Source organism: Streptococcus mitis (assembly GCF_901542415.1).
In the GTDB taxonomy this organism is placed as follows: Bacteria; Bacillota; Bacilli; order Lactobacillales; family Streptococcaceae; genus Streptococcus; species Streptococcus mitis_BL.
The window spans coordinates 403,511-427,619 of sequence record NZ_CABEHV010000004.1 but is presented as its reverse complement, the minus strand read 5'-3'; the positions used below and the strand labels follow the sequence as shown (position 1 = coordinate 427,619).

Below are 24,109 nucleotides of genomic sequence, written 5' to 3'. Positions count from 1 at the left end.
CTCCTTATTTCTCAATTGTTAAATCATAGATTGCTACCACTTCGTTCTCAAATATTTCCCCAGTTTCTTTAAATCCATAACTGAGGTAACAAGATCTTGCATGTTCATTTTCTTGTTCATAAGACAACCAAAGTTTATTGCTTAAACCTGCTGGCGCTGTCCGAACATAGTCTAGTACTTTATCCATAATTGGTTTAAAATATCCTTGATTTTGAAAATTCTTATCAATCATAAAACGAAATAGTAAATAATTTCCACTACTAATTCCGATCTTTTTATCATAAGCTATCATCACAAAACCTATAATTGCATCATTATCATAAACTGCCAATGGAGCTACAAAATCTCCATTTTTAGTGTAGACGTATGCTTCAGCTAAACTAATTGCGTTGGTTGCAATGAATTGTTTTTGATATTCCTTGACATCCAAATTCAAAACATCAAAATAATTTTCCATTGTAACATCTCTTAGTTCAATTGTCATAGTTTTGCTCCTTGTTAGAGGTTATCATTGGCGCAAAATAATGTTTACGGCAAACCGAGATATAGGTTTCATTGCCACCAATCTGAATCTGCTCACCATCATATACTGGCACACAATCCTGCGTACGTAAGACCATAGTCGCCTTTTTCTTACAATACTGACAGATGGTCTTAATCTCATCAATCTTGTCTGCTAAAAGCAAGAGATACTTGGAACCTTCGAACAGTTCATTGCGAAAATCATTTTTCAAACCAAAAACCATGACGGGTATATCTAACTCATCAACAACACGAGCTAGGTCGTAAACATGGTGACGCTTTAGAAACTGGGCCTCATCAACTAACACACAATATGGTTTTTCAGATAGGTCTCGGATATAGCCGAAGATATCAGTTGTTTCCTCAATCGCAATGGCAGGGCGTTTCATGCCAATACGACTCGACACATAGCCAACACCATCACGAGTATCAAGAGCTGAGGTCATAATCACAACACCTTTTCCTTGCTCCTCATAGTTATAGGCCACCTTGAGAATCTCAATCGTTTTACCAGAGTTCATGGTCCCATAACGATAATACAACTGTGCCATGTTTCTTACTTCACGTCCATTTCTAAATTTTTGCTACATTCTAGTATATCATAATTTTCTTAAGCTTTAAACGGCAAAATGTGGTAAAATAGAAGAAATCAAAACTAGTGGAGGAAGCTATTATGCCATTTGTACGCATCGATTTATTTGAAGGACGCACGCTCGAGCAAAAGAAAGCTCTTGCTAAGGAAGTAACGGAAGCTGTTGTTCGTAACACTGGATCCCCTCAATCTGCTGTCCATGTCATCATCAACGACATGCCAGAAGGAACTTACTTCCCACAAGGGGAAATGCGCACCAAATAAGCTAGCTTAAGCAGAATTGCTTAGGCTTTTTCAATCTCCAAGTAGCATCCATTGAAGAAATAGTTCAAATTTGTTACAATTTGAAAAGAGACTTGGAAAAATTCCCAAGAAAAGAACTATTTATTAAAGGAAATATTATGATTACACGTGAATTTGATACCATCGCTGCTATCTCTACTCCACTAGGTGAAGGGGCTATTGGTATTGTCCGCCTGAGCGGAACAGAAAGTTTTGCTATTGCGCAAAAGATTTTTAAAGGAAAAGACTTGAGCAAGGTTGCTAGCCACACTCTCAACTACGGTCACATTGTTGATCCTCTGACTGGTAAAGTCATGGACGAGGTCATAGTGGGAGCCATGAAATCTCCAAAAACCTTCACTCGTGAGGATATTATCGAGATTAACACTCACGGTGGGATTGCAGTCACTAATGAAATATTACAACTAGCGATTCGTGAAGGGGCTCGATTGGCTGAACCTGGTGAATTTACCAAACGTGCCTTCCTAAATGGACGTGTGGACTTGACTCAGGCTGAGGCGGTCATGGATATCATCCGCGCCAAGACAGACAAGGCTATGAACATTGCAGTTAAACAGTTAGACGGCTCACTTTCTGACCTGATTAACAATACCCGTCAAGAAATCCTCAATACACTTGCCCAAGTCGAGGTCAATATTGATTATCCTGAGTACGACGATGTTGAAGAAGCCACTACTGCTGTTGTCCGTGAGAAGACTATGGAGTTTGAGCAATTGCTAACCAATCTCCTTAGGACAGCCCGTCGCGGTAAAATCCTTCGTGAAGGAATTTCCACTGCCATCATCGGACGTCCCAACGTTGGGAAATCAAGCCTTCTCAACAACCTCTTACGCGAGGACAAGGCAATCGTCACTGATATCGCTGGTACTACTCGAGATGTCATCGAAGAATACGTCAACATCAATGGTGTTCCTCTCAAATTGATTGATACAGCTGGTATCCGTGAAACGGATGACATCGTGGAACAAATTGGAGTTGAGCGTTCGAAAAAAGCCCTTAAGGAAGCCGACTTAGTTCTACTAGTGCTAAATGCCAGTGAACCACTGACTGCGCAAGACAGACAACTGCTTGAAATTAGTCAAGAAACCAACCGCATTATTTTACTTAATAAAACCGACCTGCCTGAAGCGATTGAAACTTCGGAACTACCTGAAGACGTTATTCGTATTTCAGTCCTTAAAAACCAAAACATCGATAAGATTGAAGAGAGAATCAACAACCTCTTCTTTGAAAATGCTGGTTTTGTTGAACAAGATGCTACTTACTTGTCAAATGCCCGTCACATTTCCTTGATTGAGAAGGCTGTTGAAAGCCTACAAGCTGTTAATGAAGGTCTTGAACTGGGAATGCCAGTTGACTTGCTTCAAGTTGACTTGACCCGTACTTGGGAAATTCTCGGAGAAATCACTGGAGATGCTGCTCCAGATGAACTCATTACACAGCTCTTTAGCCAATTCTGTTTAGGAAAATAAGAAAAATCCATGATCGTTGTTTCGGTCATGGATTTTATTGTCTTTATTAGTAATCTGGTCTTAAGACCCCTGTTACGGTTGCCTTAGTTGCTTCGTAGTCGCCATCTACGACAACCTTGATAATACGTTTGGCATCTTCTTCTGGTGCTGGAACAAGAGGTAGACGAGTTGGGCCAGCTTCAAATCCCATATAGTTAAGAACGGCCTTAACTGGAGCAGGACTTGGATAAGAGAAGAGGGCATTGACTTTAGGAATGAATTTACGCTGAATTGCTGCGGCTTTCTTCATATCGCTTTCTGCAATGGCCGTAAACATCTCGTGCATCTCATCCCCATTTGTATGAGAGGCAACAGAAATAACCCCATCCGCACCAAGGTTCATGGCATGGAAAGCATCTCCATCTTCACCAGTATAGACCAAGAACTCTTCTGGCTTGTGCTCAATCAAGTAAGCCATATTTGCCAAACTCGTACATTCTTTGACACCAATAATATTTGGATGGTCAGCCAAACGAAGCATAGTTTCTGGAGTTAATTCGACAACCACACGACCTGGAATATTATAGATAATAATAGGTAAGTCAGAAGCATCCGCAATGGCTTTAAAGTGCTGGTACATTCCTTCTTGCGAAGGTTTGTTGTAGTAAGGAACAATAGCAAGCCCAGCAGCAAAACCACCAAATTCTGCTACTTCTTTGACAAACTCGATCGAGTCTCGCGTATCATTGGTACCCACACCCGCAATCAAAGGAACACGTCCATTGACAACTTTTTGAACTGCCTCAAAGAGTTCCAACTCTTCATCGTGGGTCAAGGTTGGACTTTCAGCAGTCGTCCCTGCGAGAAGAATTCCATCCGTATGATGATCCAATAAATGCTCAATCAAGGCTGGAATGGCATCAAAGTTGATAGAACCATCCTCATGGAAGGGGGTAATAAAGGCTGTGATGATTTTACACTCTTTTAAATCCTGATAAGACATGAGAAACACCTCTCTATTTCAAAGAAGGAGTTCAACTGAACTCCTAAACGATATGACTATTTTAATTCAAATTTCAATTCAGCTGTTGGACGAACCAAGCCACGTTCGTGCAAAGTTTCAGCAATCTGAACTGAGTTCCAAGCAGCACCTTTGAGAAGGTTATCTGAAACAACCCACATGTGGATTCCTTTTTCAGCATCCAAGTCTTTACGGATACGACCAACAAAGGTATCACGTGAACCCACTGCATTGATGGCTTGCGGATAAATTTGATGAGCTACATCATCTTCGAGAACAGCACCTGGGAAAGCTGCGATAGCTGCTTTTACTTCTTCGATTGGAGCCACTTCTTTTGTTTCGATGTAAACAGACTCAGAGTGAGCTGACAAGACTGGAATACGCACACATGTTGCAGATACTGCAATGCTATCATCTTCCATGATTTTCTTAGTTTCCTTAGTCATCTTCATCTCTTCGTAAGTGTAATCATTGTCAGTGAAGACATCGATTTGTGGAAGAGCATTAAAAGCGATAGGATAATGTTTCTTATCACCACCTGAAGGCAAGATTTCCGCATGCAAATCACGTGGGGTTACACCATCATTCAAGACTTCACGAAGTTCACGTTGTGTCTCAAGAATTGCTCCCATACCAGCACCTGAAACTGCTTGGTAAGTTGAAACAATGATACGGTCCAAGCCCCATTTTTGGCGAACTGGCTCAAGAGCTACCATCATTTGGATTGTTGAACAGTTAGGGCAGGCAATAATCCCGTTGTGGGCATCAAGTGCATGAGCATTGACCTCTGGAACAACCAAAGGAACATCTGGATTTTGACGGAAGTAAGATGTATTATCTACTACTACCGCTCCAGCTTTAACTGCGTATGGTGCATATTTAGCTGATGTAGAACCACCTGCTGAAAAGAGAGCAATATCAACTCCTTCAAAAGCTGTTTCAGTCGTTTCTTCAATCGTAATATCTTGGTCTTTAAATTTCAAAGTCTTGCCTGCTGAACGTGCAGAAGCAAGTAAACGAATTTTATCGATTGGAAGTGTTGATTCTTCCAACATTTTTATCATCTGAGCTCCGACAGCACCTGTCGCGCCGACTACAGCAACTGTATATCCCATAAATAACCTCTTTCGGAATTTTCTAAAAATTTCTATAATAGATGTATTATACTACTTTTTCCATGAATTGCAAAGCTTTTTCATCATTTTTTGGAAAATAAAAATCCCCAGTCGCTAGACTAGGGACTAAGAGGCATCTTCATGTGATGAGCAGGTTCACACAACTCATCAAGGTCCGCTCCTGCGTTATGACCTCCTTATGCTCAATAGTAATCCGAAGACTACCTATCGACTCATCGCATCTATTATATTACTAGAAATAAGTGGTTTTGTCAATAAGAAATTTTTGCAGGATGACTTTTATTATACAAAAGTCAGAATTTTTTCTCGCGAGCATAAGAAAAAAACTCTTGTACTCAAGAGTTTCCCTGTAAATTTCATGCTAATTGCCGGGATTGAACCGGCGACCTCATCCTTACCATGGATGCGCTCTGCCAACTGAGCTAAATCAGCTTACTTAAAAAGTATACTATAGTTAGAAAAACTTGTCAAGTTTCCTTAGAAATTTTCCATAAGAAAAGCCAGGTAAGAGTTACCTAGCTTGTCTTCTTCTATTTAGTTAAATCGATTCGACGACCAATTTTACCGATAATAATCGCTCCAATAATCAATGAGACAAATTCACCAATTCCTGTTGTAAACCAAGTAAGGAAAAATGGTAATTGCGCTACGATATTCAACTCTGCAGCGATGGTAAACATGGAAATTGAAAAGGATATTGAAAAGAAGAAATGATCTTTTCGAATTAATCCATTAAAAAGATAATCCTTGCTGTATTTTGCAAAAAGCCAAACACCTAGACTGAGGAATACTAAGGTTGATCCACCACCAACAAAAACATCTAGGAGTCCGAAGCTAAAGAAATTAGCAATCATACAACCAATGGTAACTCCGATGATGTACTTAGGATTGTAAAAAGCCATAAAGTTCATCATTTCTGAAATACGAAACTGATAAGCACCATAGCTGATGGCATTTAGGGGCGGTGTAACAGTCAAAACGACATAGATAGCAGCGACGATTGCAATATCTGCTACGTCACGAATAGTTAATTTTTTCATCTCTTCTCCTTTGGCGGTTTCCCGCGTATAATATGCTTGGTGAAAGAAGCTAAGCACCAAGGGTTGCTTGAATCAACCTTACTAGTATAGCACAATAGCCTGCTTTATGCTATACTAAAAGCATGAAAAAATGTATTCAAATTCTCTTGGATAATGAACTCTTTGCCTACCTCTTTTTTGGTATAGCAACTACTCTTGTTTCGATTCTATCCCGATTAGTCATTTATCAACTAACTCATAGAGAACTCCTTGCAACTGGACTAGCAAATAGTATCGGTATCCTATTTGCTTTTATCACAAATGATACAATTGTATTTAAGCAAGCTAGGCAGAATTGGCCAATCCGTTTAGTGAAATTTACTCTAGCACGTCTTTCTACTTTTCTTTTAGACTTGTTTTTAACTTTTCTCTTTGTAACTCAGTTTCCTAATATTATCGGGCAATTTGTAAATAATAATATTAATAGGGTAAACAGTATTGAAACAGTTATTGCACAATTCTTGATAATTATCCTCAATTACATTTTTAGTAAGGTATTTATTTTTAAAAAAATAAGAAAAAATTTAAACATATAGCTTGCAAGAACTTCTTAATTAATATATAATTAAGTGTAAGAATTTTTTGAAAGGAAATTATGAAAATGTTAAAAGATCTTAAAGCATTTTTGCTTCGTGGTAACGTTGTTGACCTTGCTGTCGGTGTGATCATTGCCACTGCTTTTGGTGCAATCGTTACATCACTTGTTAACGATATCATCACTCCACTTATTTTGAATCCAGCCTTGGAAGCTGCGAAAGTACAAAACATCGCTGAGCTTGCTTGGAATGGTGTTACATATGGTAAATTCTTGAGCGCTGTGATCAACTTCCTAGTTATCGGTACTGTTCTCTTCTTCGTTATCAAAGGTATTGAAAAAGCTCAAAGCCTTACTAAGAAAGAAGAAGCTACTGAGGAAGCTCCAGCTGGTCCAACTGAGTTGGAAGTACTTCAAGAAATCAAAGCTCTTCTTGAGAAAAAATAATCGATTAAAAGGATCTAGCACAAAGCTAAATCCTTTTTTCTTTTTACTCTTTCGGTAACTTGCCTGCTTTCTCAAGCATTTTCTTAATAAGATAAGGCATCTTAACATTTTCACGACCTTTTTTCTCAATCAGTTTTTTCACAAATTCCGGCATTTGTAAATCTTGAGATTCGGCCAAGATATTTTTAGTCTCATCTGAAGGAACTAACTCATCAAAGGTTTCTTCTTCTGGGAGAAATTCCTTAAACTCTTTGTCCTCATTAGCTCTGACTGTATTAACCAAGGCATCAATCAAACGAGAATCTGTATTTGGCATTGGTGGACGATGGTAGTTTACCCCAAATTCCTGACATAAGTCATAACATTCCACATCATTGTCAAACAAGACTTCAATATGCTCGCTAATGAAGCTGATGGGAACAAAAATATAATGGTCTGGATGTTCTTTCTGTTCTCTGAGATACTCCAAGACATCTGGCTTAATCCATGGAATCCCGATATCACTTTCACTCTGCCAAGTGTTAGTATATTGCTCTGAACTCAAGCCTAGTTTTTCAGCGACTAACTTGCTATTTTCAAAAATTTGGTCGATATAGGGGTCACCAAAATCCAAGGCAAAAATAGGTACACTATGGGCTGAAAAGATGACTTTAAAGCTATCTTGCTTCACTTCATCTTTTAAAATCTTAGTAATTTCATCTGCCCAATAGTTTAGCAAGGCCTCTTCTTGATACCAGTCCTTAATGACCAAAAACTGAATTTGCTTGCTTTCTAAAAATTTCTCATAACCCATGACAGAGTAAAAAGAATAATGAGGCTCCAAAATCAAACAAATACATTGCTCGATTCCGTCTGCTTCCATCTGACCAATCACGTCTAGGATAAAGGGTCTAGAAAACTTATTGGCAAAATAGACACTATATTCATTTCCTAGCCTAGCTTCTACCAAGGCAACCTCTTCGCGCGTAATTCTTTGCAGAGGCGTCCCTCCAATTAGTACATAATTATCATAGAGAGTTTGAATCTCGTGGTCTTGAGGTCTCACTCCACGACGAATATTTGTGAAAAAATCAGCCACACCTTCAAAGGTAATCTCTTCTGGCGAACCGAAAGTCATCATTAAAATTGCTTTTTTCATAATTGCTTCCTTGTGATATTTTTATCAAGTTTATTTTATCATTAATTCATTAATAAGTAAACGCCAACATAGTGAATTTCCCTAACTTCAGTCTTTTGTTTTTCTCTCTTTTCTATGATACAATGGAAAAAATGAATTCAAAAGGAGTTTTTTATGACTTATCCAAATCTCTTGGACCGCTTCTTAACCTACGTTAAGGTCAACACGCGCTCTGATGAACGCTCTACTACTACTCCAAGTACGCAGAGTCAGGTAGATTTTGCTACAAATGTTCTTATTCCTGAAATGAAACGTGTTGGATTACAAAATGTTTATTATCTACCAAATGGTTTTGCAATTGGGACCTTACCAGCCAATGATCCATCTTTAACACGTAAGATTGGCTTTATATCTCACATGGATACTGCTGACTTTAATGCCGAAGGAGTTAATCCCCAGGTAATTGAAAACTACGATGGTGGTGTGATTGAACTAGGAAATTCTGGTTTTAAACTAGATCCAGCCGACTTCAAGAGTCTTGAAAAATATCCAGGACAAACGCTCATCACAACCGACGGAACAACCTTGCTAGGGGCTGATGACAAGTCTGGTATTGCTGAGATTATGACAGCCATTGAATATCTAACTGCTCACCCTGAAATCAAACACTGTGAGATTCGTGTTGGTTTTGGTCCAGATGAGGAAATCGGTGTTGGTGCTAATAAATTTGATGCAGATGATTTTGATGTGGATTTTGCCTACACTGTTGATGGTGGTCCACTGGGCGAACTTCAGTACGAGACCTTCTCAGCAGCTGGGGCTGAAGTGCATTTCCAAGGACGTAATGTCCACCCTGGTACTGCCAAAGGGCAAATGGTCAACGCCCTCCAGCTAGCAATTGATTTTCATAATCAACTTCCAGAGAATGACCGACCTGAGTTAACTGATGGCTACCAAGGTTTCTATCATCTTATGGATGTGACAGGTAGTGTCGAAGAGGCGAGTGCAAACTACATCATTCGTGATTTTGAAAAAAATGCCTTTGAAGCTCGTAAAGCAGCAATGCAGTCTATCGCTGATAAGATGAATCAAGAACTTGGTAGCGACCGTGTCACCCTAAACTTAACAGATCAGTACTATAATATGAAAGAAGTCATTGAAAAAGATATGACTCCAATTACCATTGCTAAAGCCGTTATGGAAGATTTGGGGATTACTCCTATAATCGAACCAATCCGTGGAGGGACAGACGGCTCTAAGATTTCCTTTATGGGAATCCCAACTCCTAATATCTTTGCGGGAGGAGAAAATATGCATGGACGTTTTGAATACGTCAGTCTTCAGACCATGGAACGTGCAGTTGATACCATCATTGGTATCGTAGCTTATAAAGACTAAAAAGACGAGGTAGCTTAGCTACTTCGCCTTTCTTTTTATTCTGCTGGTTTTTCTTGATTTCCAGTACTTGTTGTAGATTCTGTTGTTTCCTTTTCTGAAGTTGATTCAGCAGGTTTAGAATCTGTTGAGTTGCTCGGTTTGTTTTCGTCGCTGGCAGTTTCACTGTTAGATTCTGCAGCTGCGTTTGGTTGGTTCTCAGCACTTGTCTTATCACCATTTGCCTCGGCATTTGTTGCTGGAGTTGTTTCTTCACTTGCGCTTGATTTTGACTTGATTTCTTGATTCAAGATCAGAATAGCTTTTGTCAATTCAAGTAAAGCAGCCTTATCTTTACTCTTAGCAGAAAGTTGATCTAGTAAAGCATCTACCTTATCAAAGTCCTCATCAGAACCCTTATTGTTTTCTAAGTAAGCGTGAAGTGACATGAGGATATCGTAAAGTTTTTGATAGAGTACAAGTGTCTGAGGATCTTGCTCTGCATTTTCTTTCTCTTGTTGAAGGGCGCTAGCGATACGAGTCAATACATCTTTTACCTGACTATTTACTTCATCCAAGTCTGCATCAGCCTTGTTTGTAGCAACTTTGAGATTTTCTACTTCTTCTGCCAAGGATTGTCTGATTCCTTCTTCTTGGATTTGTTCCAAGAGTTGATTTGCCTTGCTCAAGAGATTTTCTACTTGTTCCTTGCTGACATGATTCACATGCTCTTCAGGCATAAAGTCTCCGTACAATTCTTTCAAGAAGCCATAAATAGCTGTCTTGGCACTTTGATTATCAACTTTTTCAGTATCTAGAACTGTCTGACTTGATTTCGCAGTAGTTGGCTGAGCTTTCAAAGCTTCTTCCACTTCTTGTTTTGCCTGATAGATACTTGGGAATAATTTGTTCAATTCTGCTGCCTTAAGGAAGGATTGAGATTGATACAAGGTCCAAGTCAACTGAGCTACTTTGTTTCGAAGTTCATCACTCAAACGACCGTCATTTACGTGTTCGTAGAAGTACTTGATGTATTCTACAGTTGTAACACCTGTTCGATCATTAAAGTCTTGAAGAGCTTGAAGTTGTGATTCAACCGCTACTAAAGCAGCCTCATCTTTAGCCAATTTAGCTTCTTGGAGTCGAACGAGAAGGTCTTTCTTAGGAAGTCCATAAGAGTCTGTATCCAAGGTATTGATTTTATCAATCAAGGCCTGATATTTCTTATCTAGAGCGCTTGTTTCAACAGGTTTGACACTTTCATCAATATGGATATATTGCTTATCAAAGAGATCCAGTGTTGCAAGATAACCTGCTGTAGAGTTAGTTGCCAGTTTCTTCATGTTTTCAGTAAACTGACCTAAGGCTAACTCAATCTGTCTTTGTTCGATAGGCTTGTCTTTGTAGATACTTCTGCTATCAGCTAGAAGTTGATCTACTTTTTCCAAGACTGCCTTCTCATCAAAAGCTCCAGGTTGATAATTGGATTGTAGGGCTGGAATCTTGTTTTTCAAAGCTACTTCATAGCCCTTCGTTTGAACCTTGATGTAGTGATTATGGTCGCCATGAGGAATCACAAAACTACCATTTTCTACCTGTAAGCTATAAGGAGACACACCATCTCGCAAAGCAGTGGTATAGAGTTCGTTTAGGAAATCAAGTTCTGGATTGCCAGTTTGGAGTGGCAAACGAACATGTTCCTTACGAACAGCATATGGGTGGATATGAGTTGGATCGTAGGCTTGGTCTGGATTTCCAAAGACAAAGAATCCGTTTGAAATTCTAATCGCTTCAAGTGGAACACCATAAGTTTTAGAGATATAAGCAATCTTTTCTTCATCGCTAGCATCTTTTGAGAAAGACTCTACCGTTTTAGCAAGAGGTTTTACAGGCTCTGCATCATGATGTGTTTTCAAATGATCCTGAGCTGCCTTAATTTGCTCTGCTGTCAAATCTTTCTTGAAGAAGTAATGATTGTGATCTCCATGTGACATGACAAAGCCTTGTTCATCCTCACTGATGACACGATTGGCATCAAAACCGTGATCATGGTCTTCATCATGATGGTGTCCATGATGATCTTCATCGTGATCGTCATCATGAACTGGATTTGGTGTTGCTGCATTTACCCCTTTCAAGTGGTCTTGCGCTGCCTTGATTTGATCAGCTGTCAAATCCTTCTTGAAGAAGTAATGATTATGGTCGCCGTGACTCATGACAAAGCCTTGTTCATCCTCACTGATGACACGATTGGCATCAAAACCGTGATCATGGTCTTCATCATGATGATGTCCATGATGATCTTCATCGTGATCGTCATCATGAACTGGATTTGGTGTTGCTGCATTTACCCCTTTCAAGTGGTCTTGCGCTGCCTTGATTTGGTCTGCTGTCAAGTCCTTCTTGAAGAAGTAATGATTATGGTCACCATGTGACATGATAAATCCTGACTCATCTTCCGCAATAATACGATTAGCATCAAAGCCGTGTCCACCTTCTTCATGTTCCTCATGTGAAACACCAGGATTGATTGGAAGAGATGGAGAAGGTGTTGTTAGACCATTGTTTGGAAGAGTCGGTTGTCCAATTTGATTCGACTTAGGAATGTAATGGAAATGATCACCATGTCTGACGATATAAGCTGTAGCAGTTTCTTCGACAATATCTTTAGGATTAAAGATATAACCATCAGATGTTGAAGGAATTTCCTTATTTAACGTTGAAGAAGCATTATTCAATATAGATGGATTACTTGGAAGACTTCCTAGACTAGACGCTACTTCATTAGGTTTTTCATTTGTAGAAATCGTAGAACCAGTTCCACCGATAGGCACCATTCTAGCAATCTTTTCTTCTAAAGGAGAGAGCTTGCTGTAAGGAATAAAGTGATAATGGTCACCATGCGGAATCGCAACTCCATTTGGTGTACGACTGATAATCTTAGCAGGGTCAAAGACCAGACCATCTGATTCACTGTAACGTTTGTCGCTAGGTGAATCGTAGAGTTCTTTCAATAAACTTTGGAGATTTTCAACTTTGCTTTCTAGCTTGCTAGTTGAGCCTTGTGCTACAGATTGCGTGTTATTGTCACTAACTGCTGAAGAATAGCTTAACTGGCTCGGTTGCGTATTTTTACCAGCCAGATGAGCTTTAGCGGCTGCTAATTCACTAGCAGACAAATCACTTTTTGGAATGTAGTGATAGTGTCCTCCGTGAGGAACGATATAAGCATCACCAGTATCTTCAATAATATCAGCTGGATTAAAGACATAACCATCATCTGTCGTATAGCGTCCCTGAGACCTTGCTATAGCAACATCAGAGCTGACCTTCTCATTATCTTTGACGTGTTCTTGTTTTTGACGATTGATTTCATCTTTGGTTCGAACATTATCAGCATGAGCTGCATCTTTCAGGTAAACATAATATTTTCCATCGACCTTGATGATATAACCACCCTTGACCTCATTGACAATATCTCCATCCTTAAGTTGGTAGTTTGGATCCTTCATCAAAAGTTCTTCACTAAAGAGGGCATCATAAGGAACTTTCCCATTATAGTAATGATAGTGATCACCGTGTAACGTCACATAGCCCTGATCTGTAATTTTGATGACAATTTGCTCAGCCTGAATTCCTTCTTTCTGGCTAACCTGATCTGGTGTCAAGTTTTCACTTTTCTGACTTGACTGGCTGCCATCCACATAAGAAACACGATTATTGTCTTTATTTTCCTGCGAACGATGCTGGTTCAGTGCATAGACACAAAGACTCAAGGATACGATAACAGCTGATCCAGCTGCTATATACTTTTTACTGAATTTCATAAATCCCTCATTTCAATAAATGATGAAGCTTTTTCTTAACTTCTTTTTATCGGTTAAACAGTTTTTCTAAACCGGTTATTTAACCATTTAATTAACCAGTAAATAGTTTACCTTTTTTAAGTTTATCTGTCAAGATTTTTATGTCATTTTAAAAAAATAAAAGCCAGTATTGCTACTGACTCTTACATCATATTGATTTAATAGGATAAACTTATGCTTCTGGTTTCGTCGTAACTGACTCACTACCTTTTAACAAAGCAAGTAGTTTCTCTGCTTCTGCCATGATGCCATTATTATCCATGGTTTGAAGACTCAGATTATTTCGTAAACCAGATAGGCTCTCTGTCACATTGTCTTTCAAACTAGCATCCGTTACTTTAGCAAGTAGAGCTTCTACTTCTTTGAGTTTGGCTTCTACTTTTTCGGTTTCTACTTGAGGTACTTCAGCTTCGTCTGTTGTATCTTTAGATACTTCTTCTGTCTCGTCTTCATCAGTGCTCGGTTTATAAAGATTATCTACTGAAGGGGTTGAACCTGTATGATTTTCTTTTTCATTGGATTCAGGACGAGTTGACTCGTCTGATTCATGACGATCTTCCTTATCTTCATCAGATTTACTGTCTTGGTCTGCCTTATTTTTACGAACAAGGTCGCTGGCATTTCCCCAACCATTATCTGAGTGAGGACGTTCTTCAGGATGTTCAACGTAATATTTTACAGTCGCAAAGAGATCCTCCAGGCTATAACCCTTAGGTGCTTCATAGAGTCCTTCATCAAACCAACCAAATTTAATGTTATGGTAATGGTCGTAATGAGGTATAATTAAGCTACCATTTTTAACTTCAACAGTATGTTGTAGATTGTAAGGAATATGATCAAGTGGGATCTTCTTAGCTGCTTTCACTTTATTATAGATTGCTTCTACTCCTTTAACCTCAGTATTTCCTGAACCCTGATTCTCTGTTGAAGGAGGTGTCAAACCTTTCTCTTTAGCATAAGCCTGAGCTGCCACTCTTTCAGCTTCAGACAAGCTCTCTTTCTTAATCCAATGACTATGGGTCATATGCGGAGTTACATAAGCATCTCCCTCATCACTGGTAATATCACGAGTGTCAAAGATATAACCATCTTCTGTTGTGTACTTGCCTGCTATTTTCGCTAATTTAATTTCATCGTCTGTATAAGCAATTTGAGCATTTGGTTTGCCAAGTCGCTCTGGATGGGTAATTGGTGCTAGGAATGCCAATAAATCATCTACCAATTTTCCTTTATTAGAAGATTCATCGTTCAAGCGTTCCGCTAATTTGTCTAGGGCTTGGAAATCAGAAACGCGACCTTTATTTTCAGATAAGGCTTTATGAGCCTTGGCCAATAAATTATATACTTTATCATAAAATTCTTGGTCACGAGGAGCGACATTTTCTTTCTTCGCAACTAGCGCATGTGTCTCTTGAGTTTTCTTAGACAAGAGATTTTCAATAGTATCAATCTTATCCTTGGCCAAATCTTTAGCAAGAACATAACGACTAACGCCCTTATCCTCTATAATATATCCGTCGCCAACTTTTCTAACAACCTGCTTGACATCAAATTCAGTCGTTTTATTTTCCGCTGGCGCTTGAGGTTTGGTAGTAGGCGCTGGCTTCAGTGGAGTGACGCTTGGCAAAACATTGCCATTTTGTCCCTTGACAGCTATCATACGAGCTAATTTTTCTTCCAAAGGGGACATTTGGGAGTAAGGGATAAAGTGATAATGGTCTCCGTGAGGCACTGCGACACCGTTAGTTGTACGTTTGATGATTTGTGCCGGATCAAAGACTAGGCCATCAGATTCCACATGTCGTTCTGATAAAGGTTTGGCATACAATTCACTTAAAAGTGTTGGGATATCTTCCCCTTGGTCTTGATGATAAGTTGGGGTGACAGTCAAGTTTGGAGTCTCTGTCAAACTTGGTTGGGCTGGAGCCGGATTTGGATTGTTACTACTTGGTTTACTTGAGCTTGTAGCAGAATGTGAGCCCTGCTTACCATTCCAATAAGCTTGGGCAGCAACCAATTCTCCTGCTGACAAATCACTCTTAGGTATATAGTGGAAATGATTGCCATGCGGTACAACAAAAGCGTCACCTGTATCTTCAATCACATCTGTCGGACTAAAGACATACCCATCATCCGTTGTATAAGCGCCCCCAGTTCCTCGATTTGGTGCCTGCGTATTGAGATTAAAGTTTGGTTTAATCGGTGAACTTGGTGTTGAACTTGGTTTATCTGTACTGCTTGGTTTCGTATTATCAGAATGACCTTGAACTGGCTGACCGCCAATTGGCAGATTTCGAGCCAATTTTTCTTCCAAGGCAGACATTTGCGAATAAGGAATGAAATGGAAATGATCCCCGTGAGGCACTGCCACACCATTTGCTGTACGTTTTGTAATCTGTGCTGGGTCAAATACTAATCCATCAGACTCCACATGACGTTGGCTAAGTGGCAAAGCGTACAATTCTTGAAGAAGACTAGCTAAATCCTCACTTTGGCTCTCCGGAGCTGTTGTAGGATTTTGAGGAGCTTCAGATTGACTCGTTCTCACATTAGATCTTGTTTCTCCCCTGCTCGAACGATATTCAACCGTACTTAATCGACTGCCTTTTCCAGATAAGAAGGCTTGGGCAGCAGCTAATTCACTGGCAGACAAGTCACTCTTCGGAATATAGTGGAAGTGATTGCCGTGAGGTACAATATAAGCATCACCCGTATCTTCTATGATATCAGATGCATTGAAGATATACCCATCGTCCGTTGTATAACGGCCCTGAGCTCTGGCTGCAGCAACAGCATTATCAGTACTTGTATTATGATTATGACTATGTTCCTGCTTCTGACGTTTAATCTCTTCTTTTGTCCGAATATTGTCCGCATGAGCCGCATCTTTAAGGTAAACATAGTATTTCCCGTCTACCTTAATCACATAGCCACCCTTGATTTCATTGACAATGTCTGAATCCTTCAACTGATAATTCGGATCTTTCATGAGGAGTTCTTCACTGATGATAGCATCATAAGGAACCTTCCCATTATAGTAGTGATAATGGTCTCCATGAGAGGTCACATAACCTTGATCCGTAATCTTGATGACGATCTGTTCTGCGTTGATTCCCTCTCTCTTACTGACTTCATCTGGTGTCAAGTTCTCTGCTTTTTGACCAGCCTGATCACCATCTATATAAGCTACTCGATTAGAATCTTTCTTAACTTGACCAGCTTGGTAACGACCAAGTTCATAGGAACAAACACTTAGGGCAAGAACTGCCACCGAACCCGCCACATATTTTTTATTGATTTTCATAATCTCCTCATTTCAATTCTTCTGCTAAAACACTCATATTTTCTTCAAGATTTTCTAGATAAGTCTTGTCATTTTGTGGGTCTGCCTCTAAAGGATTCAGAGTTTTAAGACCCACACCTGTTGATTTGACAAGAGTTTCAGCTACTTTTGAAGAAGCGTTACTTTCTGTAAAAATCGTTTTAACTTTATAGGTTTTAACAAATTCCTGAATTTCTGTTAGTTGTCTTGGACTTGGTTCTTGTTCTGGAGAGATACCTGCAATACCAAGTTGATTGAGTCCAAATCGCTTCGCTAGATAAGAAAAGGCTGTATGTTGTGTTACAAAGGTTTTCTGAGTCGCCTTTTCAAATTTAGGTTGGAATTTCTTAGTTAGTTCCTGAGCTTTTTTGATAAAGGTTTCCGCATTTTTTTGATAAGTTTCTTTATGTTCACTATCCACCTCTGAAAGTTTATCAGCGATAATCTGGGCTTCTTCACCAGCTTTTTCAGGATCTAGCCAAGTGTGAGGATCATAGAGCGTTTTTTCATCAACTCCGTCCCCTGCTTCCACATCTTCTAGCCCTGGGACGCGGTCTAAAGTCATTCCCTCTGAAGCCTCTAAAACCTTCACTTTGGATTTTTTAAGATTGGGATCTAGACTTCCTGCCCAAGATTCGAGCGTATGAGAATGGTAAACAAAGACATCTGCATCATAGATAGCTGCGATATCATTTGCCGAAGGTTCAAAGGAGTGAATTCCACTACTTGACTGAATCATCCGAACATCATTCAAGTCACCAGATACTTCCTTGACCATAGCGTAGATAGGATAAAAACTGGTCACAATTTTCATCCCTTTCCCAGTCTGACTTTCCTTTTGGCCACAAGCCCCTAAACACAAAAGAAAGATACTTAACAATACTAAAAATAAACTCTGTTTTTTCATAAACAACCCCTTAACTATTTAATTAACTGGTAAACATTCTACTCCTAAAAATTTAATCTGTCAAGCTATTTTTAGAAAAAATTTGAAATTTCTTTCACATATAAAAATCTGCTAAGTTCCAATAACTCAACAGATTCTCACTTTATTCTTCTATGGTAGAATGCTTATAACCATAAGTAAAGTAAATAATACTTCCTACTAACAATGCAACTAGGAAAGCAATCCAAGTTTCCATATTATACTGCAACATAAAGGATAAACAAATGATGATTGATAAAATCGGTAACAGAGGTACCAATGGTGTTTTAAATTCTCCAGCTTTGGGCATTCCTTTTTCTTTCCGTAAGCGAATCAGACCATAAGCCAGCATGATCAAGTAGGCCAAGGTACAAATATTTAAGAAGGCTGCGATACTAGCAAGAGGGAACATTCCTGCTGCTACTGCTGAAGCTAGACCGGTCAAGATAGTAGCATTCTTTGGTACCTTGCTAGTCTTTGTTAATTCTTTAAAGGCGGCAGGCATCAATCCGTCACGCGCTAAACTGTAAATCATACGAGATAGGGCATAAGTCATTGAGATACAAACCGTAATCAAGGTTAAGATAGCAACTAATGATACATAGTTGGCTGCCCAACTGATCCCAACGCTACGAAGGGCAAAGGCAACGGCATCGTCGACATTTAGATGGCTATAATGGACCACACCAGTTAAGACAAGCGTCACCAAGGCATAAAGAATGGTTACGATAGAAAGCGATAAGACAATCCCTCTAGGAATATTTTTTTGAGGAGTCTTGACCTCATCTACAGCCATAGAGATGGATTCGAAGCCTAAAAATCCAAAGAACATTAAGGACGCACCAGCCATAATACCAGTACTAGCACCATAGATTTGTCCAAAACCATAAGGAGCAAAATTGCTCCAATTATCAAGCTTGATATGCCAAATTCCCACCAAAATAAAGAGAGCTAAAGCGGAAAATTTCAAAATCACTAGAATAGAATTAAAACGTAATGCTGCTTTAGCATTGAGTAAAACAAGTGAGGTCACCAATACCAAGACAAGAATAGGCAATAAATCAACAAATGTCCCTGCTTGAGGATTAAAGGTACCATTTAAAGCCTGAGGAAGGGCTATCCCATATTGAGAGAGCAAGCCTTTAAAATAAGCTGCCCAACCCGAAGCCACACCAGATATGGCTGTCATGAATTCCATCATGGTTAACCAACCAGCCAACCAAGCTGGGAATTCTCCTAAAATAGCATAGAGATAGCTGTAGGCACCACCTGTAGCGGGTACTCGTGAAGCAAATTCTGCAAAAAAGAGGGCTGATAATCCTACACACAAGGCAGAAATGACGATTGAAATCACTAGGGCTGGACCCGCTAGAGTTGCGGCTGCAGTACCTGTTATTGTAAAGACACCTGTCCCTACCATGGCTCCGATACCCAGCAAAATCAAATCCCATAACTTCAAATGCCTGTGCATCTCCGTTTTATCCAAACTAACATTTTTTGTTCTAAATATATTCATCTTTGACTCCAAAATAAAATGATGATTCTATTTTACCATAAATATAGGAGAATTGTGAATATTTATAAAATAATTTTCTAAAAAAATCTGACTACTCTCTTGTAATCAGATTTTTATCTATTCTAGTTCATTTCTTTAAAGGCTGCTTCTGCATCTGCGTTGCTGATAGCACCAAATTGAATCTTTCCAATCTTTCCTTGACTATCAATTAGATATTCTGTAGGAATACTTCGAATTTGATAAGCTTGGAATGTAGTTGCTTTTGTATCATAAAGAACCGGGATATCTTTATATCCTTGATCTTGGAACCATTGTGGGAATTGCTCGACAGTTTTTTCACCTTGAATTCCTGGTGCAATGACACTAAGAATTTCAAAATCACGATCTGGTTTCGCCGCTAATTCCATCAACTCAGGCATACTTTTCTTACATGGACCACACCATGAAGCCCAAAACTTCAAGTAGACTTTTTTCCCCTTATAATCAGATAACTTAACTTCTTTACCATCCATAGATTGCAAGGTGAAGTCTGGAGCCTCTTTCCCAACAGCAATTTGTTGTACAGTCGTTTGTTGCTGTTGTTTTGGGGATTGTTGTGGAGCTTGAGTCTTTTTAGTCTCTTCCTCACCACAGGCCATCAATACGACTAATGACAAGAGGCTTAAGCCAGCAAACATTACTTTTTTCATCTTTTTCTCCTTTATTCAAAAATTCCAGCTAGAACATTTACTTGTCCTAATAGTAATAAAATTCCCATTAAAATAATGAGGAAACCACCAATTTTCTTCAGTAGCATCATATGACGTTTAATTTTACTAAAATAAGGCATCACTACTCCTGAAGCTAGGGCCAAGATCAAGAAAGGAATGGCCATCCCCAGAGTGTAAATTAAGGTATAGATTGCACCTTGCCAAGCACCATTGCCTCCAGAAGCCGCAAGCGCTAAAACAGAACTTAAAACTGGACCAATACAAGGCGTCCAACCAAAGCTAAAAGTAATACCGAGTAAAAAGGCCGACCAATAACGATTGGCTTCTGATTTCTTAAAAGTAAAGCTTTTTTGAACCTCTAATTTCTTAAAATGAAAAATTTCCATCTGGTGAAGGCCTAAAATGATAATAATTGTTCCCATGGTGTAACGAAACCAATTGGCATAGAGAATATTACCAAAGTAACCAGCACCAAAGCCTAAAATAAAGAAAATGAGAGAGATACCTGCGATAAAGCAAAGAGTTCGAATCAGACCTGACCAGGAAACCTTTCTCCCAAACAAAGAAAAGCTTTTTGCACTTTCCTGATCATCCAATAAAATTCCAGTATAAACAGGTAACAGAGGAAAAATGCAGGGGGAAAAGAAGGACAAGATCCCTGCTAAAAAAACGGAGATTGAAAATACTATCGTTTCCAATAAAAAACCAACTTTCTTAATAATTCTAATCCTATTTTACTATAATCAATTTCATTTGTATGATTTCTGCTACGCAATTTGAATTAGTCTGTACTTGAAAGATTTTCCGCTACTAGTTCATTCAGATTCTGTCTCTTTTTTGCCCCCTATACACAAAAAAAGCCTATTGCCCAAGCTAGAAAGCTTGATACAATAGGCTTTTGGAAGGTTGATTATTTAACAGCGTCTTTAAGAGCTTTACCAGCTTTGAATGCTGGAACTTTAGAAGCTGCAATTTTGATTTCTTTACCAGTTTGTGGGTTGCGACCTTTACGTGCGGCACGCTCACGAACTTCAAAGTTACCAAAACCGATCAATTGAACTTTTTCACCAGCTGCAAGGTACTCAGTTACTGCTGCGAATACAGCTTCAACTGCTGCCGCTGAGTCTTTCTTAGTCAATTCTGTAGCTTCTGCTACTTTAGCGATCAAATCTTGTTTGTTTGCCATGTTAATGATTCCTCCAATTTTATTTCTAATTAACAAATATAATCATATCCTAAAATCCCTTTTAGGTCAAGTTAAAAACGCTATTTCTTCCCATTTTCTTTATTTTTTTAGTAATGGTAACGTACTAAAATAGCCCAAGCATTCTCACCCGTGTGAGTTTGAATAATAGAGCCTGTTTCCAAAACAGAAATTGGCTTTTCAACATAAGCTTGTAAACTTTCTTTCATCTCTTTTGCCCAATCAGCACTACCAGAATATGAAATTCCAATCTCTGCTACAGAACGTCCAGAAAGCGAACTTGTCAGTTCATCCAACCATTTTTTAAAGGTCTTAGCTCCACGACCTTTAACGATTGGCTGCAATTCATGGTCTTTCATCTGCATGACAACACGGATATTGAGAAGGGAGCTCAACAATCCAGTTACACGCCCTATTCGTCCACCTTTAACAAGATTTTCCAAAGTCGAAACGCCAATATAGAGTTCTGTGTGGTTTTTAACCTCTTCTATGCGAGTTAAAATTTCCTCCATATCTTTGCCTTCTTGTGCTAACTTCGCAGCCTCAACAACTTGGAATTTCAGGGCTTGGTCAGTGAAGGAACTATCAATAACTGTTACATCGGCAGTAGATAAGCTAGCACCTTGACGTGCCGCTTCTACAGTGCCAGAAAGGGCGTGAGACATATGAATAGCAAGAATCTGGCTACCATCTTTGCATAGGTCTTCAAAAACTTCAGCAAAGACACCTACAGGTGGCTGACTTGTTTTCGGAAGATTCTTACTTGATTGCATCAACTGAAGAAATTTACCTTCTTCTTTCAAATCCGCATCAGAATAAACAACATTATCAATCATTACAGATAACGGAACAACAGTGATATCTAATTGTTTTACTAGTTCAGGTTCAATAGTAACAGATGAATCTGTTACAATCTTAATTTTTGTCATAGTATCAATCTTTCTATTTTAGGATTCAGATTGGTTTTCTTACTTTTAATTATATCAAAAAAAGATTAAAAATCCTAATGGAGTCATTCAAATTTTCCTTAAAAATTTGATATAATCTACTTATAAGAAAAGAGGTCCCTATGATTAAAAAAATTTATCCCATTTTAACCATTTTACTAGGTGCTGCTATCTATGCTTTTGGTCTAACTTATTTTGTAGTTCCTCATCATCTCTTTGAGGGAGGGGCGACAGGTATTACCCTCATCACCTTTTATCTTTTTAAAATCCCTGTTTCTCTTATGAATTTGCTGATTAATATTCCCCTTTTCATCCTAGCTTGGAAGATTTTTGGAGCAAAGTCCCTCTATTCTAGTTTACTAGGAACCTTAGCCTTGTCCGCCTGGTTGGCCTTTTTTGAACGTATTCCCCTTCATATTGATCTTCAAGGTGATTTACTAATCACTGCCCTTATAGCTGGGATTCTATTGGGAATTGGTCTTGGAATTATCTTTAATGCTGGAGGTACAACTGGTGGTACTGATATTGTAGCTCGTATTCTCAACAAGTACACTCATATATCAATGGGAAAACTGCTCTTTATCTTAGATTTTTGTATTCTCATGCTCATTCTCCTAATCTTCAAGGACTTGAGATTGGTTTCCTACACGCTCTTATTTGATTTTATCGTTTCGCGTGTCATTGATTTGATTGGCGAAGGAGGCTATGCTGGTAAAGGCTTTATGATTATTACCGAACGTCCTGACCAACTTGCTAAGGCGATTAATGATGACCTAGGTAGAGGCGTTACTTTTATTTCTGGTCAAGGCTACTATAGTCAAAAAGATTTGAAAATTATTTACTGTATTGTCGGTAGAAATGAGATTGTGAAAATGAAGGAAATGATTCATCGAATCGATCCTCAAGCCTTTATAACCATTACAGAAGCCCATGAAATCCTTGGAGAAGGATTCACCTTTGAAAAATAATAAAAAGAGGTAATGTAGTGACCTCAAAAGTTAGACTTATTCATCTATCTTTTGGGTTACAGACAACCTCTTTTTTAATTACTCAAACTCTTAAGACCAATTCCGAGCTACTTCTTCATCAGCCTTTAACTGATCCACTAATTGGTCAACTGAGTCAAATTTGGTCATATCTCGAATGTGATCAAGCCAATAAACCATGACTGTTTCCCCATAAATATCTTGATTAAAATCAAAAATATTGACTTCAAAACGTGCTTCTTCTCCATCAAAGGTCACATTTTTCCCAACACTAGCCATAGCACGATACTTCTGTCTTTGAATCTCAACATCAACGACATAAACACCATCTGCTGGCATATAAGTACGGTCTAAAAGCACCAAATTAGCTGTTGGATAACCAATCGTACGACCACGAGCATTGCCATGAACCACCATACCTCTTGATGGAAGCGGTGCCCCCAAAAGTTCTCCTGCTTCTTTCACATTTCCGTCTAAAATAGCTTGACGGATACGAGTTGAACTAATCTTTCCTTTCTCATCTTCTACAGGTGGAACAATGATAACTTCTCCATCAAAGTAATTCTTTAAATCTTCTGCCGTTTTTTTGTCAGAACCAAATGTATAATCAAAACCTGCAACAATAATTTTAGCATTCATAGCCTTAATATAAGTCGCAAAAAATTCTTCTGCTGTGAGACTAGCAAATTTGCTACTAAAATCAAGGAGATATAATTCTTCTACACCTTCACGCTTTAATTTTCTTTCACGCTCAGCAGGGTTCAAAATATGCAAAAACAAATCCGGATGATAAGGCTCTAAAGCAATCTTTGGAGATTCATTAAAGGTCATAACTACGATAGGCAATAAATCCTTTCTCGCAGCCTTGTTGGCAACACGAAATAGTTCTTGATGTCCCTTATGTATACCATCAAAATAGCCGAGAACAACGACCGAATCGGATGGTGTGCCAATATCTTTTTGATTTTTTATAGGAATAGTAATAATCATAAAATAATTATATCATAGTGACAGCTATTTCTGGAACAGAAAATCTGAAATGTCGTTTTTTTAAGC

21 protein-coding genes, 1 tRNA gene and 1 riboswitch are annotated in these 24,109 nt (G+C 38.8%); of the genes, 6 read left to right on the top strand and 16 right to left on the bottom strand.

All coding sequences use genetic code 11. The features are described from left to right. Positions 1–4 precede the first annotated feature (4 nt). Together FQT24_RS02380 and FQT24_RS02375 are read right to left on the bottom strand one after the other, a co-directional pair. The gene (locus FQT24_RS02380) at positions 5–484 is read right to left on the bottom strand and encodes a GNAT family N-acetyltransferase (RefSeq protein WP_143952073.1); all 480 of its coding nucleotides are present in this window, start codon (positions 482–484) and stop codon (positions 5–7) included. Beyond that, on the bottom strand, positions 474–1,073 hold the full coding sequence (locus FQT24_RS02375) for a thymidine kinase (protein WP_143952072.1): 600 nt from the start codon (positions 1,071–1,073) through the stop codon (positions 474–476). The genes FQT24_RS02380 and FQT24_RS02375 overlap by 11 nt, the downstream gene beginning before the upstream one ends. Before the next feature lie 122 nt (positions 1,074–1,195). On the opposite strand from FQT24_RS02375, the gene FQT24_RS02370 reads away from it, so the two are divergent. Together FQT24_RS02370 and mnmE are read left to right on the top strand one after the other, a co-directional pair. Further along, positions 1,196–1,378 carry a 4-oxalocrotonate tautomerase gene (locus FQT24_RS02370; RefSeq protein ID WP_054369854.1) on the top strand — a complete coding sequence of 61 codons (183 nt, stop codon included), beginning with the start codon at positions 1,196–1,198 and terminating at the stop codon, positions 1,376–1,378. Positions 1,379–1,515: 137 nt separating this feature from the next. Continuing rightward, entirely contained in the window at positions 1,516–2,889 is a 1,374-nt protein-coding gene (mnmE, locus tag FQT24_RS02365; protein ID WP_143952071.1) for a tRNA uridine-5-carboxymethylaminomethyl(34) synthesis GTPase MnmE, read from the top strand. A gap of 46 nt (positions 2,890–2,935) precedes the next feature. On the opposite strand, the gene dapA is transcribed toward mnmE, so the two are convergent. The 4 genes from dapA to FQT24_RS02340 form a co-directional block, all read right to left on the bottom strand. Then, complete coding sequence (dapA, locus tag FQT24_RS02360; protein WP_143952070.1) at positions 2,936–3,871, bottom strand: 4-hydroxy-tetrahydrodipicolinate synthase; 936 nt, start codon at positions 3,869–3,871, stop codon at positions 2,936–2,938. 56 nt (positions 3,872–3,927) lie between these two features. Then, on the bottom strand, positions 3,928–5,004 hold the full coding sequence (locus FQT24_RS02355) for an aspartate-semialdehyde dehydrogenase (protein ID WP_000542464.1): 1,077 nt from the start codon (positions 5,002–5,004) through the stop codon (positions 3,928–3,930). Positions 5,005–5,384: 380 nt separating this feature from the next. Further along, positions 5,385–5,457, bottom strand: a tRNA-Thr gene (locus FQT24_RS02345). A 98-nt stretch (positions 5,458–5,555) separates the two neighbouring features. Next, positions 5,556–6,065, bottom strand: a complete 510-nt coding sequence (locus tag FQT24_RS02340; protein WP_143952069.1) for a QueT transporter family protein — start codon at positions 6,063–6,065, stop codon at positions 5,556–5,558. Beyond that, positions 6,063–6,159, bottom strand: a riboswitch (PreQ1 riboswitch). (Overlaps the previous gene by 3 nt.) A gap of 28 nt (positions 6,160–6,187) precedes the next feature. Here FQT24_RS02340 and FQT24_RS02335 point away from each other — a divergent pair. Further along, entirely contained in the window at positions 6,188–6,640 is a 453-nt protein-coding gene (locus FQT24_RS02335; RefSeq protein ID WP_143952068.1) for a GtrA family protein, read from the top strand. A 65-nt stretch (positions 6,641–6,705) separates the two neighbouring features. Further along, on the top strand, positions 6,706–7,086 hold the full coding sequence (gene mscL / locus FQT24_RS02330) for a large conductance mechanosensitive channel protein MscL (protein ID WP_143952067.1): 381 nt from the start codon (positions 6,706–6,708) through the stop codon (positions 7,084–7,086). Positions 7,087–7,129: 43 nt separating this feature from the next. On the opposite strand, the gene hemH is transcribed toward mscL, so the two are convergent. Continuing rightward, on the bottom strand, positions 7,130–8,224 hold the full coding sequence (gene hemH, locus FQT24_RS02325; RefSeq protein WP_143952066.1) for a ferrochelatase: 1,095 nt from the start codon (positions 8,222–8,224) through the stop codon (positions 7,130–7,132). A 153-nt stretch (positions 8,225–8,377) separates the two neighbouring features. Here hemH and pepT point away from each other — a divergent pair, with 153 nt between their 5' ends. Continuing rightward, positions 8,378–9,601, top strand: a complete 1,224-nt coding sequence (gene pepT / locus FQT24_RS02320; protein ID WP_143952065.1) for a peptidase T — start codon at positions 8,378–8,380, stop codon at positions 9,599–9,601. Between the two features lie 35 nt (positions 9,602–9,636). Here the strand turns inward: pepT and FQT24_RS11180 are convergent, their stop codons facing one another. The 8 genes from FQT24_RS11180 to FQT24_RS02280 all read right to left on the bottom strand — a co-directional run bounded on the left by FQT24_RS11180 (position 9,637) and on the right by FQT24_RS02280 (position 22,049). Then, complete coding sequence (locus FQT24_RS11180; RefSeq protein WP_143952064.1) at positions 9,637–13,404, bottom strand: pneumococcal-type histidine triad protein; 3,768 nt, start codon at positions 13,402–13,404, stop codon at positions 9,637–9,639. 211 nt (positions 13,405–13,615) lie between these two features. Then, positions 13,616–16,747, bottom strand: coding sequence for a pneumococcal-type histidine triad protein (locus FQT24_RS02310; protein WP_143952063.1), 3,132 nt, complete (start codon positions 16,745–16,747; stop codon positions 13,616–13,618). 7 nt (positions 16,748–16,754) lie between these two features. After that, on the bottom strand, positions 16,755–17,672 hold the full coding sequence (gene adcAII / locus FQT24_RS02305; protein ID WP_000744914.1) for a zinc-binding lipoprotein AdcAII: 918 nt from the start codon (positions 17,670–17,672) through the stop codon (positions 16,755–16,757). 142 nt (positions 17,673–17,814) lie between these two features. Beyond that, a complete protein-coding gene (locus FQT24_RS02300) occupies positions 17,815–19,206 on the bottom strand; it encodes an APC family permease (protein WP_001020315.1) in 1,392 nt (463 codons plus the stop codon). A 122-nt stretch (positions 19,207–19,328) separates the two neighbouring features. After that, positions 19,329–19,895 (bottom strand): thiol-disulfide oxidoreductase-associated lipoprotein SdbB, encoded by a 567-nt coding sequence (gene sdbB / locus FQT24_RS02295; RefSeq protein ID WP_143952062.1) that lies wholly within the window; start codon positions 19,893–19,895, stop codon positions 19,329–19,331. 11 nt (positions 19,896–19,906) lie between these two features. Next, positions 19,907–20,614 (bottom strand): thiol-disulfide oxidoreductase-associated membrane protein CcdA2, encoded by a 708-nt coding sequence (gene ccdA2 / locus FQT24_RS02290; protein ID WP_143952061.1) that lies wholly within the window; start codon positions 20,612–20,614, stop codon positions 19,907–19,909. Between the two features lie 212 nt (positions 20,615–20,826). After that, on the bottom strand, positions 20,827–21,102 hold the full coding sequence (locus FQT24_RS02285; RefSeq protein WP_001284640.1) for an HU family DNA-binding protein: 276 nt from the start codon (positions 21,100–21,102) through the stop codon (positions 20,827–20,829). Between the two features lie 107 nt (positions 21,103–21,209). Further along, the gene (locus FQT24_RS02280) at positions 21,210–22,049 is read right to left on the bottom strand and encodes a DegV family protein (RefSeq protein ID WP_143952060.1); all 840 of its coding nucleotides are present in this window, start codon (positions 22,047–22,049) and stop codon (positions 21,210–21,212) included. A 140-nt stretch (positions 22,050–22,189) separates the two neighbouring features. On the opposite strand from FQT24_RS02280, the gene FQT24_RS02275 reads away from it, so the two are divergent. Beyond that, positions 22,190–23,035, top strand: a complete 846-nt coding sequence (locus FQT24_RS02275; protein WP_143952059.1) for a YitT family protein — start codon at positions 22,190–22,192, stop codon at positions 23,033–23,035. A gap of 90 nt (positions 23,036–23,125) precedes the next feature. Here FQT24_RS02275 and FQT24_RS02270 read toward each other — a convergent pair whose 3' ends face one another. Further along, positions 23,126–24,043: a bifunctional riboflavin kinase/FAD synthetase gene (locus FQT24_RS02270; RefSeq protein ID WP_143952058.1), complete on the bottom strand. Its 918-nt coding sequence runs from the start codon at positions 24,041–24,043 to the stop codon at positions 23,126–23,128. Positions 24,044–24,109: the final 66 nt, after the last annotated feature.

What these genes read in the sequence shown, in the direction of transcription:
- mnmE (WP_143952071.1), top strand. Translation starts at nt 1,516, where the DNA reads ATGATTACACGTGAATTTGATACCATCGCTGCTATCTCTACTCCACTA.
- FQT24_RS02310 (WP_143952063.1), bottom strand. Translation starts at nt 16,747, where the DNA reads ATGAAAATCAATAAAAAATATGTGGCGGGTTCGGTGGCAGTTCTTGCC.
- FQT24_RS02280 (WP_143952060.1), bottom strand. Translation starts at nt 22,049, where the DNA reads ATGACAAAAATTAAGATTGTAACAGATTCATCTGTTACTATTGAACCT.
- FQT24_RS11180 (WP_143952064.1), bottom strand. Translation starts at nt 13,404, where the DNA reads ATGAAATTCAGTAAAAAGTATATAGCAGCTGGATCAGCTGTTATCGTA.
- FQT24_RS02285 (WP_001284640.1), bottom strand. Translation starts at nt 21,102, where the DNA reads ATGGCAAACAAACAAGATTTGATCGCTAAAGTAGCAGAAGCTACAGAA.
- FQT24_RS02270 (WP_143952058.1), bottom strand. Translation starts at nt 24,043, where the DNA reads ATGATTATTACTATTCCTATAAAAAATCAAAAAGATATTGGCACACCA.
- FQT24_RS02375 (WP_143952072.1), bottom strand. Translation starts at nt 1,073, where the DNA reads ATGGCACAGTTGTATTATCGTTATGGGACCATGAACTCTGGTAAAACG.
- FQT24_RS02355 (WP_000542464.1), bottom strand. Translation starts at nt 5,004, where the DNA reads ATGGGATATACAGTTGCTGTAGTCGGCGCGACAGGTGCTGTCGGAGCT.
- FQT24_RS02340 (WP_143952069.1), bottom strand. Translation starts at nt 6,065, where the DNA reads ATGAAAAAATTAACTATTCGTGACGTAGCAGATATTGCAATCGTCGCT.
- FQT24_RS02370 (WP_054369854.1), top strand. Translation starts at nt 1,196, where the DNA reads ATGCCATTTGTACGCATCGATTTATTTGAAGGACGCACGCTCGAGCAA.
- adcAII (WP_000744914.1), bottom strand. Translation starts at nt 17,672, where the DNA reads ATGAAAAAACAGAGTTTATTTTTAGTATTGTTAAGTATCTTTCTTTTG.
- dapA (WP_143952070.1), bottom strand. Translation starts at nt 3,871, where the DNA reads ATGTCTTATCAGGATTTAAAAGAGTGTAAAATCATCACAGCCTTTATT.
- mscL (WP_143952067.1), top strand. Translation starts at nt 6,706, where the DNA reads ATGTTAAAAGATCTTAAAGCATTTTTGCTTCGTGGTAACGTTGTTGAC.
- hemH (WP_143952066.1), bottom strand. Translation starts at nt 8,224, where the DNA reads ATGAAAAAAGCAATTTTAATGATGACTTTCGGTTCGCCAGAAGAGATT.
- FQT24_RS02300 (WP_001020315.1), bottom strand. Translation starts at nt 19,206, where the DNA reads ATGAATATATTTAGAACAAAAAATGTTAGTTTGGATAAAACGGAGATG.
- FQT24_RS02335 (WP_143952068.1), top strand. Translation starts at nt 6,188, where the DNA reads ATGAAAAAATGTATTCAAATTCTCTTGGATAATGAACTCTTTGCCTAC.
- FQT24_RS02380 (WP_143952073.1), bottom strand. Translation starts at nt 484, where the DNA reads ATGACAATTGAACTAAGAGATGTTACAATGGAAAATTATTTTGATGTT.
- pepT (WP_143952065.1), top strand. Translation starts at nt 8,378, where the DNA reads ATGACTTATCCAAATCTCTTGGACCGCTTCTTAACCTACGTTAAGGTC.
- FQT24_RS02275 (WP_143952059.1), top strand. Translation starts at nt 22,190, where the DNA reads ATGATTAAAAAAATTTATCCCATTTTAACCATTTTACTAGGTGCTGCT.
- sdbB (WP_143952062.1), bottom strand. Translation starts at nt 19,895, where the DNA reads ATGAAAAAAGTAATGTTTGCTGGCTTAAGCCTCTTGTCATTAGTCGTA.